Raw genomic sequence first — 13,546 nt, forward strand, 5'->3', positions numbered from 1 at the left:
GGTGTTTCTTTTGTGTTGTTGCGTTTCCGACTCTATCAGACCGTTTCCGGTGCTGATTTCCTCGGTGCTTTCCAGGTTCTTCGCTTTCGCGTTTTCCCTTTCCGGCGGTTCCGACTCTATCAGATCCTTTCGGGCCTGATTCCCAGTCAGCGGGGTTTATCTTCCCGGCTGTTGGGCCGTTCCGACGTCTCAAACCCTAGTGGATTTTCCCGGTGAACCGAAATCGGCTCCCGGTGACAGAAATCGGCATGCCGAAATTGTCCCCGGAGGGAGATCGTGCGGAGTTTGAGTTGCCGCTTTCGCGGCGGGATTGGCTGTCGCAGAACCGTTACGGCTGTGCGGCAACTCGGAGAACCTTACGGATCGGGGTGGGGGGTGTCAACCCCCCACCCGCCCCCTCGAACAGGGCACCGAAGCGGTGCACCCGGAGGCACGAGGAGAGCTGTCACTCCAGGTCGGTCAGGCGACCGCCGGCGTCCGGCTGGGTGTCCTCGACGCGGCGCAGGAGACGGATCAGTACGTCTCCCAGGACCGTCCGCTCCTCCGGGGCGAGGTCCTGGAGGAGGTCCTCCTCGAAGGAGGACGCCATGCGCATCGCTTCGAGCCACTTCGCCCGGCCCTCGTCCGTCAGCTCGACGATGACGCGGACCCGGTTGTTCTCGTCGCGGTCCCGGGTGACCAGGCCCTCGCCGGCCATGCGGTCGATGCGGTGGGTCATCGCGGCCGGGGTGAGACCCAGCCGCTTGGCCAGCTCCCCGGGACCCAGCCGGTAGGGGGCGCCCGAGACCACCAGGGTCTTCAGGACCTCCCACTCGGCGTTGCTGATGCCGAGGGCGGCGACCTGGCGTCCGTACGCCACGTTCATCCGCCGGTTCAGGCGGCCGAGGGCCGAGACCACCTTCTCCACCTGGGGGTCCAGGTCCTGGAACTCGCGTTGGTATGCGGCGATCTGCTCTTCGAGGCTCGGCTCATCAGGGCCGGGCGTCTCTGGCGTGTCTGGCATCCGCGAAGTATGGCACGGGGCGCGTTGGCATTGAAGTCCTTCGGTGTGTATTGTTGAGGTTCTAATTTTAGTGTTGAAGTCTTCGGACTTCAGGTCTTCAGGGTTGAGGTGAGTATGACCAAGGCGATGGGCTCGGCGATGCGGCGGATTCAGGCAGGCAACGCGCTGAGTGCGTTCGGGCTCGGATTCACGGTTCCGTATCTGTATGTGTACGTGGCTCAGGTACGGGATCTGGGGCCGACCTCGGCGGGCATCGTGCTCGCCGCCTTCGCCATGGCCGCGCTGGTCGCGCTCCCCTTCGTGGGGCTGCTGATCGACCGGCGCGGGCCCGTCCCGGTACTGATCGGCGCCGCGCTGTCCGCCTCGGTGGGCGCGGTCGCGCTCGGCAGTGCGTCGAGCCTGGCCACCGCCGTCGCGTCGGCGGGTGTCCTCGGTATCGGCACGGCCGTCATGCAGCCCGCGCTGGCGACGATGATCGTGCGCTGCTCGGCCCCGGAGACCCGTACCCGGTCCTTCGCCATGCAGTTCTTCCTGCAGAACCTCGGGCTGGGCATCGGCGGGCTCATCGGCGGCCAGATCGTCGACAAGAACAACCCCGGGAGCTTCACCCTGCTCTTCGGCATCGAGGCCGTGATGTTCCTGGTGCTGGCCGGGATCGCGCTGACCGTGCGGATGCCGCACATCCCGGCCGTCGAGGGCGCGGAGTCCGGACAGGGCTTCTTCGCGGGGCTCGGCGTGCTGGTGAAGCACAAGGCGATGCTCCAGCTGTGCGTGCTCGGCTTCGTGATCTTCTTCGCCTGCTACGGACAGTTCGAGTCGGGCCTGGCCGCCTACGGCACCGAGGCCGCCGGCATCGACCCCGCCACGCTGGGAATCGCGCTCGCCGCCAACACGGCGATGATCGTTCTCGCGCAGTTCTTGGTGCTGAAGTTCGTCGAGCGCCGCCGCCGGTCGCGGATGATCGCGCTGGTCGGGCTGATCTGGACGGTGGCGTGGCTGATCGCCGGATACGCGGGACTGGGACACGGCAGCCAGGCCATGGCGACCGCCGCCTTCATCTCCACGTACGCCCTCTTCGGGCTCGGTGAGGCGATGCTGTCGCCGACCGTCGCGCCGCTGGTCGCCGATCTGGCGCCGGAGTCGATGGTGGGTACGTACAACTCGGCCTTCGCGCTGGTGAAGCAGCTGGCGCTGGCGGTCGGTCCGGCCGTGGGCGGGCCCATGGGGGCCTCGCTGCACATGCCGTACATCGTGACCTTCGTCCTCTTCTCCCTCGGCATCAGCGTGCTGGCGCTGCGGATGGGCAAGCGGCTCACGCCGGTCCAGGACCTGCCGCTCTCGGTGAAGTCCATCGTGGTCGCCCAGCACGTGCCGGACGCGACCGCCGAGAAGCAGGTCAAGACGGCCGCGTAGGCCGCCGCGCCACCCTTCCTGGTTCGCGCTCCCCGACCCTCCTCGCTCAGGAGTCGGGGAGCGCGAACTCGCACCAGACCGCTTTGCCGCCGCCCGGAGTGCGGCGCGAACCCCAGGACGAGGCGATCGTCGCGACGATCGAGATGCCTCGTCCTGCTTCGTCCGCGGGGTCGGCCCTGCGGCGGCGCGGCAGGTGGTCGTCGCCGTCGGTCACCTCGATGATCAGCCGCCGGTCGGTGCGGCGCAGCCGCAGGCGCATGGGCGGGGTGCCGTGCTGGAGCGAGTTGGCGACGAGTTCGCTGGCGGCCAGTACGCCCAGGTCGCGCAGTTCCACCGGGAAGCGCCAGGAGGAGAGGACCCCGGTGGCGAAGGCACGCGCGCGGGGGGCCGCCTCCACTCCGCCGAGGAGCTCCAGGGCCGCGTTGTGGAACAGCTCGGCGTCGTGTCCCTTGCGGGACGGGTGCTGCACGACCAGGACGGCCACGTCGTCGTCGTGGTCGGTGGTGATGCCCAGGGCGCGCATCAGCCGGTCGCAGACCACCTGCGGGGTGCCGGTGGCGCCGGAGAGCGCCCGCTCCAGTGCGGAGACGCCCTCGTCGATGTCCTCGCGGCGGCGCTCGACCAGGCCGTCGGTGTAGAGGACCGCCGTGGAACCCGGCGGCAGGGCGATGGTGCCCGAGGTGTGCATCCAGCCGCCGGTGCCCAGCGGCGGGCCCGTGTGGTCCTCGGCGCGGGTGACGGTGCCGTCCTCGTGGCGTACGAGGATCGGCAGGTGGCCGGCCGAGGCGTAGACGAGCCTGCCCTCGTTGGGGTCGTGGACGGCGTAGACGCAGGTGGCGATCTGGCTGGCGTCGATCTCGGCGGCGAGGCCGTCGAGAAGTTGCAGGACCTCGTGCGGGGGCAGGTCGAGGCGGGCGTACGCGCGCACGGCCGTGCGGAGCTGGCCCATGACGGCGGCGGCGCGCACCCCGCGGCCCATGACGTCGCCGATGACGAGGGCGGTGCGGCCCGCGCCGAGGGTGATCACGTCGTACCAGTCGCCGCCGACCGCCGCGTCCTTGCCGCCCGGCTGGTACGTGGCGGCCAGCCGCAGGTCGTCGGGCTGTTCCAACTCCTGCGGCAGCAGGGACCTTTGCAGCGTCACCGCGGTTTCCCGCTGGCGGCGCTCGGCGGCCCGCAGCCGCTCGGCGGCGTCCGCGTGGTCGGTGACGTCGGCGGCGAAGACGAGCACGCCTCCGCCGTCGGGGGTGTCCAGCGGGGTGCAAGTGATCGTGTACGAGCCGCCCTTGGGGGTGCGGCGCGACTTGACCGTGCGCGGGGTGCCGCTGCGCAGGACCTGGTCCATCAGCGGCAGCAGGCCCAGCTCTTCGAGCTCGGGCAGCTCGGTGGCGGCGGGGGCGCCGGGGGCGCGCGGGCCGAAGGCGGTGGTGTAGGCGTCGTTGACGTACGCGATGCGGTGGTCGGGTCCGTACAACAGGGCGACCAGGGCGGGGAGTTGGCGGACGATCTCGCGCAGGGAGAGGTCTTCGAGGGCCGGTGGGCACGGATCCTCGGGGGCGCTCTCGCCGGTCTCGGGGTCCGTCGCGGGATCGGGCTGCGATCCGGACTCTCCGCGGGCGGCGGGAACGGACCCGCGGTCGGACCGCGCTGCGGCGCGGCGCTGCGTTCCGGGGAGCCGGGCGCTCCAGCGGGTGAAGTTCACAGAACTACTTGCCTCGTGATCGGGGTGTGGAGCAGGTCGACTGAGGGTGGTGCGGTGCCCGGGGTGGGTTCCCGGGGTGCTGCTCGTGCGGGGCGGCGGGTTCGCTGGGCGCGTCACTCTGCGCAGGCACGAGCCCACCTATCGTCACACGTCCAGTGTGACGGACCGCACTGACAGTCGGTAATTGAGAGGACGTCAGCGGGGCTTGGGGGGTTCGCCCCCCGCCGCGAGTTCGAATTCGGCGCGCGGGTGTTCCAGCGAGCCCAGCGAGACGATCTCGCGCTTGAACAGGCCGGACAGGGTCCACTCGGCGAGCACCCTGGCCTTGCGGTTGAAGGTGGGGACCCGGCTGAGGTGGTAGGCGCGGTGCATGGCCCAGGCGGGAAATCCCTTGAGCTTGCGGCCGTACACGTGGGCGACGCCCTTGTGCAGGCCGAGGGAGGCGACCGAACCGGCGTGCTTGTGGCGGTAGTCGGTGAGCGGCTGCCCGGCGAGGGAGGCGGCGATGTTCTCGGCGAGGACCTTGGCCTGGCGGACGGCGTGCTGGGCGTTGGGTGCGCACTCCTTGCCCTTCTCGTCCGCGGTCAGGTCGGGCACCGCCGCCGCGTCCCCGGCCGCCCACGCGTGCGCGGTGTCCGCGACGGCGAGCTGGGCGGTGCAGTCGAGGCGTCCGCGCGCGGTGAGCGGGAGGCCGCTGGCGGCGAGTACCGGGTGCGGTTTCACGCCGGCCGTCCAGACGAGGGTGCGGGTGGGGAAGCGGGCGCCGTCGTCGAGGACGGCGACGCGGTTCTCGACGGAGTTCAGCCGGGTGTTCAGCCGGACGTCGATGTTGCGTCCGCGCAGCTCGCGGACGGCGTACTTGCCCATCTCGTCGCCGACTTCGGGGAGGATGCGGTCGCTGGCCTCGACGAGGATCCACTTCAGGTCCTCGGCCTTGATGTTGTGGTAGTAGCGGGAGGCGTAGCGGGCCATGTCCTCCAGTTCGCCCAGTGCCTCCACGCCCGCGTACCCGCCGCCGACGAAGACGAAGGTGAGGGCGGCGTCGCGGACGGCGGGGTCGCGGGTGGAGGAGGCGATGTCCATCTGCTCGATGACGTGGTTGCGCAGCCCGATGGCCTCCTCGACGGTCTTGAAGCCGATGCCGTGCTCGGCGAGGCCGGGGACGGGCAGGGTGCGGGAGACCGAGCCGGGGGCCAGGACCAGCTCGTCGTACGGCATCCGGACAGGTCCGTTGCCCTCCTCGGCGGTGGCGAGGGTGGTGACGGTGACGGTGCGCTCCGTGTGGTCGATGGTGTCGGCCTCGCCGATGACGACGCGGCAGCGGGGCAGCACTCTGCGCAGGGGGACGACGACGTGTCGCGGTGAGATGGATCCGGCGGCGGCCTCGGGCAGAAAGGGCTGGTACGTCATGTAGGGGTCGGGCGTGACGACGGTGATCTCCGCGCCGCCCTCCGCGAGCTGCCGTTTCAGCCGGCGCTGAAGGTGCAGTGCGGTGTACATGCCGACGTATCCGCCGCCTACCACGAGAATGCGCACTGGATTTGTCACCGTCCCATGAGGCAACGGGCACTGGGTTTTGTCCACAGGGTCGACAACTTGTATGACTGACCGCCAGCTCGCGCGAGCTGGCGCGAATTCGCCGGTCAGTGCCGATGAAAGCGCTGTCGGTGCAGGTCAGGGGGTGCGCGGGGGGCAGGGGGCCGGGGTGCATACGGAACGGCTCCCGCCGCTGCTCCGAACGTGGGGCACACCGTGCGGAACAACCCCCTTCTGAATCGCCTCGCGCTCAACTATGTTCGTATCTCGTCGGAGTGGCGGGGTTTGTGATCCAAGGACCCGCGGACTCCGGCAGTCAGGGCGGGGAGTGTCTCCGGGGGGAGACATCATTACCGGGGGAACGCTGATGCACATTCAGGATTCACAGTGGCAGGCTGCCGTCACATCACCGGCGGCATCGACTTCGGCTTCGGGAGCCGTACCGGCTCCGGCGCCGGCGGCGGAGAACAACGGCAGGGCGGTGTCGGCCGGTTCGGCCGTCGAGCGCTCGGCGCCGCTCCGCGTGGATGCGCAGCGCAATCTCGAACACGTACTGCGGGCCGCTCGCGAAGTGTTCGGCGAGCTGGGGTACGGGGCGCCGATGGAGGACGTGGCACGCCGGGCCCGGGTCGGGGTCGGCACCGTCTACCGGCGCTTCCCGAGCAAGGACGTACTGGTGCGGCGGATAGCCGAGGAGGAGACCTCCCGGCTGACCGAGCAGGCCCGGACGGCCCTGGGGCAGGAGGACGAGCCGTGGTCGGCGCTGTCCCGGTTCCTGCGGACGTCGGTCGCCTCCGGCGCGGGCCGGCTGCTGCCTCCGCAGGTGCTGCGGGTGGGCGTGGACGGTGAGTCCGAGGCCGGCCCGGCGTTCGAGCAGGGCGCGGTGCGCGATGCCACCCGGGTGCCGCAGCAGCGGCAGGCCGGGGACTCGGCGGCGCCGGAACTGCGGCAGGCCGGCCAGGAGGGGACTGCGGGCGAGCTGGACGACGCCGGTGCGTCGACGCTGCTGGAGGTCGTGGGCAGGCTGGTGGACCGGGCGCGGGCGGCGGGTGAGCTGCGGGCCGACGTGACCGTGGCCGACGTGCTGCTGGTGATCGCCACCGCGGCGCCCTCGCTGCCGGACGCGGCACAGCAGGCGGCTGCCTCGGCCCGGCTGCTGGACATCCTGCTGGAGGGTCTGCGCTCGCGGCCCGCGTAGGTCGTACGCCCGCGTGCGCGCGCCGGAGCGGGTGCCGCGCGGGCCGTGCCGTGAGCCCGCCGACGCCTCCCCGAAAGGGTGAGGAGTAGCGCTCGATTTCGGGGAAACCCCCCGGACGAGTGGTTGGCGGGCTTGATCGGCTTTCGGCGCGTCGCCCTGTGGGACTCTTGCCCGGTGTTCCGGTCAGAGGGTGCGTACGGGGGCTTCCGCAATGGGTGTTGACGAGCGGGACGAATCGCTCGGAGGGGGCGGGGAGGACGAGGGGCAGTCGCCCCGGCAAGTACCCCAGCAGGTGCCCCAGCAGGGCGGCCCGCTGGGCGCCACCCCGGCCCCCGTCTCGGAACCCGGAGCCGATCCGACGAGCGTGCCCACCCAGCGCGGTGGCGGTACCTCGGCCGGTGAGAGCGGTCTTTCCGACGCGGACCTGATCGAGCGGATGCGCGGCGGCGACGACCGCGCCTACGAGGAGCTGTTCCGCAGGCACTCGGAGGCGGTGCGGCGCTACGCGCGTACCTGCTGCCGCGACGCGCACACCGCCGACGACCTGACCGCCGAGGTCTTCGCCCGTACGCTGCAGGCGGTGCGCGGCGGCTCCGGTCCCGAACACGCGGTCCGCGCCTATCTGTTGACCACCGTGCGGAGGGTCGCCGCCTCCTGGGCGAAGACGACCCGGCGTGAGCAACTGGTCGAGGACTTCGCCGTGTTCGCCGCGCAGGCGGCCCGGCTGTCCGAGGTGTCCGACGACGACACGCTCGATCTGGGCGCGGACGTGCGGGCGATGCACGAGGCGGAGCAGACGCTCGCCATGCAGGCCTTCCGGTCGCTGCCCGAGCGGTGGCAGGCGGTGCTGTGGCACACCACGGTGGAGGAGGAGTCGCCGAGTGCGGTGGCCCCCCTGTTCGGGCTGTCGGCGAACGCGACGGCGGTGCTGGCGTCCCGGGCCCGCGAGGGGCTGAAGCAGGCGTACCTCCAGGCCCACGTCAGTTCGGCGCTCACCGCGGGCGGGGACTGCGCGCAGTACGCGGACCGGCTCGGGGCGTACGCGCGCGGCGGACTGCGGATGCGGGCCGAGCGGGGGCTGCGCAAGCATCTGGAGGAGTGCGCCAAGTGCCGTCTGGCGGCCGGTGAGCTGCGCGATGTGAATGCCGGGATTCCGGCGCTGCTTCCGGTGGCGATCATCGGTTGGGTGGCTGCCGGGTACTCGGTGAAGGCCGCGGGCATCGTGGCCGGCGGGGTGGTGGGTGCCACCGGTGCGGGTGCGGCGGCCGCGGCCACCGGGGCCGGTGGTGCGGCTGCGGGCGGTTCCGGCGGGGGTGCCGGTGGCGCGGCTGCCGCCGAGGGGCTCGGGGCGCCCGCGAAGGCGGGGATCGGTGCGGCCGTCGCGCTCGCGGTGACGGCGGGGCTGGTGTTCGCGTTCGCGGGCGACGACCAGCCGATCCCGCCGAAGGCGGACGCGAAGCCGCCGGCGGCCAATCCGGTGGAGCCGGTTCCGCCGCCGTCCAGCCCGCCGCCGTCCGCCAAGCCCTCGCCGAAGCCGCCGTCCCCTTCGCCACCGCCGCCGCCGAAGAAGGCGAAGCCGGCCCCGAAGCCGCCGGTGACGAAGGCGCCGCCGCCCAGGCCGGCCCCGAAGCCGACGCCGCCCCCGCCGCCTCCCCCGGCGAAGCCCAGGCCCGAGCCGCCCGCGCCGAAGCCTCCGCCGCCGCCGGAGCCGCCGGCCGCGTACCAGGTGGCGGAGCTGACGTACGGGCCGATGGGCGACCACACGGAGCCCGAGGTCAGAGTCGCCGAGAGCAGTGCGCTGTGGCAGCGGTCGGAGATGTCGATCGGCGGGGTGCGGTACAAGAACGGGGTGTCCGTGCCCGAGGACTCGTCCGTGACGATCGATCTGAACCGGCAGTGCTCGACGTACGACGCCCTGGTCGGGGTGGACGACATGACGATGGGCAACGGCGCGGTCCGCTTCTCCGTGTACGGCGACGGCGAGTTGCTGTGGCGGTCCCCGGTGGTACGGGGCGGGGACAAGGCGCTGCCGGTGCACGTGGGGATCGCGGGGCGCAAGACGCTCCGGCTGGTCACGGAGTCGGTGGAGTCCGCGGACGGTGTGGGCTTCGCGGACTGGGCACGGTCGAGGATCGCGTGCGGATGAGCCGGGAGCGCGGATGAGCCGGTAGCGCTGAGGGGCCGGGGCTGCGGTGGGCCGGCGGCCTGCGCGGCCGGGGCGGCTGGTGGGCCGGGAGCGCTGGGGATTTCGGCGCGTGGGCCGCGCTGGGGATTTCCGCGCGTGGGCCGCGCTGAGGGTTGAGCCGGTGGGTGCGGCAGGGGTCCGCGCCGCCGGGGCCCGGGGTGGGTGTCCGCCCCGGTCCGGCTACAGGCTCTTGCGCTGCGGGACCCCGCCCGCGACCGCCCGTTGGCGGGGTGCCGCCGAGCCCGTCCAGCAGGTGCCCCGGCGGGCGAGCAGACGGCGCAGCCAGAGTTCGGTGGAGACCAGGTCGGCGAGGCCGTCGAGCGGGACGGGTTCGCCGGAGGCCGCCGCACGGACCGCCTTGCGTACGACCCGGGCCTCGATCAGGCCCGCGTCCGCGAGCAGCGGTGCGTCGAACAGGCCGAGCAGGTCGTCCTGGGCGGCCCGGATGCCCGCCTGGGCGGTGGCCGCCGACGTGGTGTGCGTGGTGGCCGCGCCCCAGCCGGGCGGCAGTTCGTGGACGCCTGCGCCCTTGAGGACCGCGCGGAGTATGGCCGCGCGGGCGCCCGGCTGGACGCGCAGGGTTTCCGGCAGGTCCCGGCAGGCGCGGACGACCTGGTTGTCGAGGAAGGGGGCGTGCAGGCGCTGGCTGCGTACCTCCGCGGCCTGTTCGAACACGCGGTGGTCGTAGGCGTGCCGGGCCAGCGCGGCACGGGCGCGGGCCTCGCCGGGGCGCTGGACGGACGCGGGCCGCAGCGCCGACTCCTGGAGGCGAACCGATACTTCGGCGAGTGCCTCCCCGGTCAGCCAGCGGGCCGCGGGGCCCGGCCGGGACCAGGTGAGCGCCTCCAGTGAGGCGTCCAGGGCTCCGCTGGGGCCGCTCGCGCCGACCACGCCCCGGCTGGTGAGGCGGCCGGCCGCGTCCTCGATGCCCGAGCGGTAGGACGTACGGGCGAGGCGGCGGGCGGCGCGGTAGACGGTGAGCGGGACGAGGAAGGAGTGCGGGGACGCGCCCTCGGCCTTGGCCAACGCCGTTGCGGGGCGCAGGATGTGGCGGCGCCTGCGGTCGATGAGGAGGTCGGCGAGGCGGGCCGGGTGCGCGTCGAGCACCTGGCGGGCGCCGTTGCCGACGAGGTGGTCGGCGCTGCCGGACTGGAGGCGCAGCCGGGCGCGTTCGGCGGTGACGAGGGAGGGGCCCGGTTCGTCGGTGAGCGGGCCGGACACCAGATCGGCGTACGGCAGGGCCTCCTCGGCTCCGGCGACGACGACGTGGTGCAGGCGGGGGTTGGCCGCGATGGCGCCCGCGCGCTCCAGTTCGGCGGCGAGTTCGTTCTCGCCGGCCGGGGCGGGGGCGGCCAGGTCGTTGAAGGTGACGGCGAGGAGGCGCTCGCCGGCGCCCGTGCCGTGGCCGAGCACGGTGCCGGGGAGGCCGGGGAGGCCCGCGGCGAGCAGGGCGAGGGTGGCGGAGGCGCTGCCGCCGGAGAGGTCGGAGCCGATGCCGGGAACGGGTGCCCCGCGGCGGCGGGCGCGGCGCTCGGCGGGGCCCATGCCGGGGACGGGGCCGGGGTCCGGCAGGGGTGTCTCCGGCGCGTGCCGGGGTGCGGTGAGCCGGGCGCGTACCGCTTCGACCAGTGCGTCGCGCACGCCTTCCACGGCGCGCTCGGCGTCGACCTGGGGTGCGGCGACGGCGAGCGAGGCCACCGGTTCGTACCCGGTGATCTCGCGGGAGCCCTCGCGCAGGACCAGGGCGTGGCCGGGCGGGATGCGCCGGACGCCCGTGTACGGGGTGCCGTCGCGGAGTGCTTCGGGTACGTCGGGGCAGGCGAGGAGGGCGGCGAGGTGGCCGATGTCGAGCTGCGCCTCGATGAGGTCGGCGAGGGGGAGCGCGGCGGTCGCGTAGGCGGTGCCGTTGGCCCAGGGCGTGTAGAAGACGGGGCGGGCGCCGGCCAGGTCACCGGCGACGGTGACGCGTCTGCCGGTCTGGACGACGGCGGTGTAGCTGCCGGACCAGGCGGTCAGGTGTCGCAGTGCGCCGCCGCGCGCCGCGAAGAGGCCGACCCTGAGTTCCTCGTCGGTGGCGCCGCAGCAGCCGAGGACGGCGAGCCGGGTGAAGGGGTCGACGCTGACGGTGCGGACCTCGTCGGGGCGCCAGTCGCCGACCGCCCACAGGGGGTCGGGGTCGCCCCACAGGAGTTGGGCGCCGACGGGCTGGACGGTGTCGCCCTCGTGCTCGGTGCCGGGGGCGCCGACGGCTCCGACCGTGCCGAAGCTCGCGGCGACGCTGCTCCATCCCACCAACCAACGCATCGCCGCCTCCACAGGCTGTGGACAACTTTGCTCGTCCTGCCGCCGGTGCTCGCGGGTGGGGGCTCGGGGTCCTGACCGGATCCCGGCCGGGCGGGTGCTCATGCCCTCGGTGCGCGCACCGTGCCGCGCTTGCCGCGCGTGGGGACCATGCTGCCACGACAACGGCGCACGGGTGGGGGGTGCGGGACCGCAATGCGCTGGTGGAAAAGGGGAGTTGAGGGGCATTTGGGGCGGGCGGCCTCCCGGAGTGTGCACTGGAGGCCGCCGCGCACCCCGAAAGACCCGCAGAACGAGGGGTCGGCATTCGGCCAACTTGGGGACGCGCGCAGTCCGGGAGACGCTGTTCGCCTCCCGGACCGTTCCGCCACCCGCGGGGATGAAGGTGGCGGTGTCCCCCAGCCCACTGGATCCAGTGCAGCGGGCCGACCCACGCACGTTCCATGGAAGCGCTGTCGTCGGCGGCCGAGAAGAGCGCACGGCCGGGCGCACGGCCACACGACAGGAGCACGAATCGGACGGAACGTTCCTCCCCAGATGTCCGTACGAACAAGAATCTCGCCATACGGGACACATCCCCTTAACGCTTGGGATGCGGCGAACTACGCTGGGTTTACGAATGCCGCGTGCCTATGCCGGGCCCGCGGCGGCCGTCTGCGTGAGGGGTGGCGCAATGTCCAGGGAGCAACGCGGGCCGAACGACAAGCTCGGCACGGTTCTCGCCCTCGCGGGAATCAGCAACGCCGGGCTGGCGCGCCGGGTCAACGACCTCGGTGCGCAAAGGGGCATGACGCTTCGTTACGACAAGACGTCGGTGGCGCGGTGGGTGTCCAAGGGCATGGTGCCGCAGGGCGCCGCGCCCCATCTGATCGCCGCGGCGATAGGGGCCAAACTCGGCCGCCCCGTACCGCTGCACGAGATCGGTCTGGCGGACGCCGACCCGGCCCCCGAGGTCGGGCTCGCCTTCCCGCGCGACGTGTCGGTCGCGGTGCGCCACGCGACCGAGCTCTACCGCCTCGACCTGGCCGGACGCCGGGCGGGCAGCGGCGGAATCTGGCAGTCCCTGGCCGGCTCGTTCGCGGTCAGCGCGTACGCGACACCGGCCTCCCGCTGGCTGATATCCCCCGCGGACTCGTCCGTGGCGCGCGACTCCACCGCCGCCGAGGGCGCCGCCGACGCCACTCCCTTACGCGTGGGTCACAGCGATGTCGCCAAGCTGCGCGAGGCCGCCGAGGACGCGCGCCGCTGGGACTCCAAGTACGGCGGCGGGGACTGGCGTTCGTCGATGGTCCCCGAATGCCTGCGGGTCGACGCGGCACCGCTGCTGCTCGGCTCCTACAGCGACGACGTCGGCCGCTCGCTCTTCGGCGCCACCGCCGACCTGACCCGGCTGGCGGGCTGGATGGCCTTCGACACCGGCCAGCAGGAAGCCGCCCAGCGGTACTACATCCAGGCCCTGCGGCTGGCCCGCGCCGCCGCCGACGTCCCCCTCGGCGGGTACGTACTGGCGTCGATGTCCCTCCAGGCCACCTACCGCGGCTTCGCCGACGAGGGCGTGGACCTCGCGCAGGCCGCCCTGGAGCGCAACCGCGGCCTGGCCACCGCCCGCACCATGAGCTTCTTCCGCCTCGTCGAGGCGCGCGCGCACGCCAAGGCGGGCGACCCGGTCGCCGCCGGAGCCGCGCTCAAGGCCGCCGAAGGGTGGCTGGAACGGGCCAGGGAGGGCGACCCGGACCCCTCCTGGCTCGCCTTCTACTCGTACGACAGGCTGGCCGCGGACGCCGCCGAGTGCTATCGCGACCTCAAACTGCCGCGCCAGGTGCGCCGGTTCACCGAGCAGGCGCTGTCCCGGCCGACCGAGGAGTTCGTCCGGTCGCACGGGCTGCGCCTGGTGGTGAGCGCCGTCGCCGAGCTGGAGTCGGGCAACCTCGACGCGGCCTGCGCGGCGGGCACCCGCGCGGTGGAGGTGGCGGGCCGGATCTCCTCCGCCCGCACCACCGAGTACGTGCGCGACCTGCTGCACCGGCTGGAGCCGTACGGTGACGAGCCGAGGGTGGCGGAGCTGCGCGAGCGGGCGAGGCCGCTGCTGGTGGCCCCGGCCTAGGACCGGTCCGCGGGACCGTGGAGGGCGGCGCCGGGACGAACCGGAAGGGGCCGTCGCGTAAAGCTCTGACCAGAGGTCTCGCGTTCCGGGTTTACGGGCGTTGT

9 protein-coding genes are annotated in these 13,546 nt (G+C 72.9%); 5 read left to right on the forward strand and 4 right to left on the reverse strand.

What is annotated here, in order from left to right:
• On the forward strand, positions 1 to 216 hold a 216-nt coding region (locus tag ACFYVL_RS34805), incomplete at its 5' end, for a hypothetical protein (protein ID WP_389252173.1).
• Positions 217 to 445: 229 nt separating this feature from the next.
• On the opposite strand, the gene ACFYVL_RS34810 is transcribed toward ACFYVL_RS34805, so the two are convergent.
• Positions 446 to 1,003, reverse strand: coding sequence for a MarR family winged helix-turn-helix transcriptional regulator (locus ACFYVL_RS34810; RefSeq protein WP_389252175.1), 558 nt, complete (start codon positions 1,001 to 1,003; stop codon positions 446 to 448).
• Positions 1,004 to 1,117: 114 nt separating this feature from the next.
• Here ACFYVL_RS34810 and ACFYVL_RS34815 point away from each other — a divergent pair, with 114 nt between their 5' ends.
• A complete protein-coding gene (locus tag ACFYVL_RS34815) occupies positions 1,118 to 2,416 on the forward strand; it encodes an MFS transporter (RefSeq protein ID WP_389252177.1) in 1,299 nt (432 codons plus the stop codon).
• Between the two features lie 46 nt (positions 2,417 to 2,462).
• Here the strand turns inward: ACFYVL_RS34815 and ACFYVL_RS34820 are convergent, their stop codons facing one another.
• Together ACFYVL_RS34820 and ACFYVL_RS34825 are read right to left on the reverse strand one after the other, a co-directional pair.
• Positions 2,463 to 4,118 carry a SpoIIE family protein phosphatase gene (locus ACFYVL_RS34820; protein ID WP_389252179.1) on the reverse strand — a complete coding sequence of 552 codons (1,656 nt, stop codon included), beginning with the start codon at positions 4,116 to 4,118 and terminating at the stop codon, positions 2,463 to 2,465.
• A 195-nt stretch (positions 4,119 to 4,313) separates the two neighbouring features.
• On the reverse strand, positions 4,314 to 5,666 hold the full coding sequence (locus ACFYVL_RS34825) for an NAD(P)/FAD-dependent oxidoreductase (RefSeq protein ID WP_389252181.1): 1,353 nt from the start codon (positions 5,664 to 5,666) through the stop codon (positions 4,314 to 4,316).
• A gap of 355 nt (positions 5,667 to 6,021) precedes the next feature.
• Between ACFYVL_RS34825 and ACFYVL_RS34830 the strand changes: the two genes are divergently transcribed.
• Positions 6,022 to 6,852 carry a TetR/AcrR family transcriptional regulator gene (locus tag ACFYVL_RS34830; protein ID WP_389252183.1) on the forward strand — a complete coding sequence of 277 codons (831 nt, stop codon included), beginning with the start codon at positions 6,022 to 6,024 and terminating at the stop codon, positions 6,850 to 6,852.
• A gap of 211 nt (positions 6,853 to 7,063) precedes the next feature.
• Complete coding sequence (locus ACFYVL_RS34835) at positions 7,064 to 8,998, forward strand: sigma-70 family RNA polymerase sigma factor (RefSeq protein WP_389252185.1); 1,935 nt, start codon at positions 7,064 to 7,066, stop codon at positions 8,996 to 8,998.
• A gap of 219 nt (positions 8,999 to 9,217) precedes the next feature.
• On the opposite strand, the gene ACFYVL_RS34840 is transcribed toward ACFYVL_RS34835, so the two are convergent.
• Positions 9,218 to 11,341 carry an asparagine synthase-related protein gene (locus ACFYVL_RS34840; protein WP_389252187.1) on the reverse strand — a complete coding sequence of 708 codons (2,124 nt, stop codon included), beginning with the start codon at positions 11,339 to 11,341 and terminating at the stop codon, positions 9,218 to 9,220.
• Positions 11,342 to 12,011: 670 nt separating this feature from the next.
• Here ACFYVL_RS34840 and ACFYVL_RS34845 point away from each other — a divergent pair.
• Positions 12,012 to 13,442 (forward strand): MFS transporter, encoded by a 1,431-nt coding sequence (locus ACFYVL_RS34845; RefSeq protein WP_389252189.1) that lies wholly within the window; start codon positions 12,012 to 12,014, stop codon positions 13,440 to 13,442.
• Positions 13,443 to 13,546: the final 104 nt, after the last annotated feature.

The sequence above is a fragment of the Streptomyces sp. NPDC004111 genome (assembly GCF_042874215.1).
Lineage (GTDB): Bacteria > Actinomycetota > Actinomycetes > Streptomycetales > Streptomycetaceae > Streptomyces.

What these genes read in the sequence shown, in the direction of transcription:
- ACFYVL_RS34810 (WP_389252175.1), bottom strand. Translation starts at nt 1,003, where the DNA reads ATGCCAGACACGCCAGAGACGCCCGGCCCTGATGAGCCGAGCCTCGAA.
- ACFYVL_RS34815 (WP_389252177.1), top strand. Translation starts at nt 1,118, where the DNA reads ATGACCAAGGCGATGGGCTCGGCGATGCGGCGGATTCAGGCAGGCAAC.
- ACFYVL_RS34830 (WP_389252183.1), top strand. Translation starts at nt 6,022, where the DNA reads ATGCACATTCAGGATTCACAGTGGCAGGCTGCCGTCACATCACCGGCG.
- ACFYVL_RS34835 (WP_389252185.1), top strand. Translation starts at nt 7,064, where the DNA reads ATGGGTGTTGACGAGCGGGACGAATCGCTCGGAGGGGGCGGGGAGGAC.
- ACFYVL_RS34840 (WP_389252187.1), bottom strand. Translation starts at nt 11,341, where the DNA reads ATGCGTTGGTTGGTGGGATGGAGCAGCGTCGCCGCGAGCTTCGGCACG.
- ACFYVL_RS34845 (WP_389252189.1), top strand. Translation starts at nt 12,012, where the DNA reads ATGTCCAGGGAGCAACGCGGGCCGAACGACAAGCTCGGCACGGTTCTC.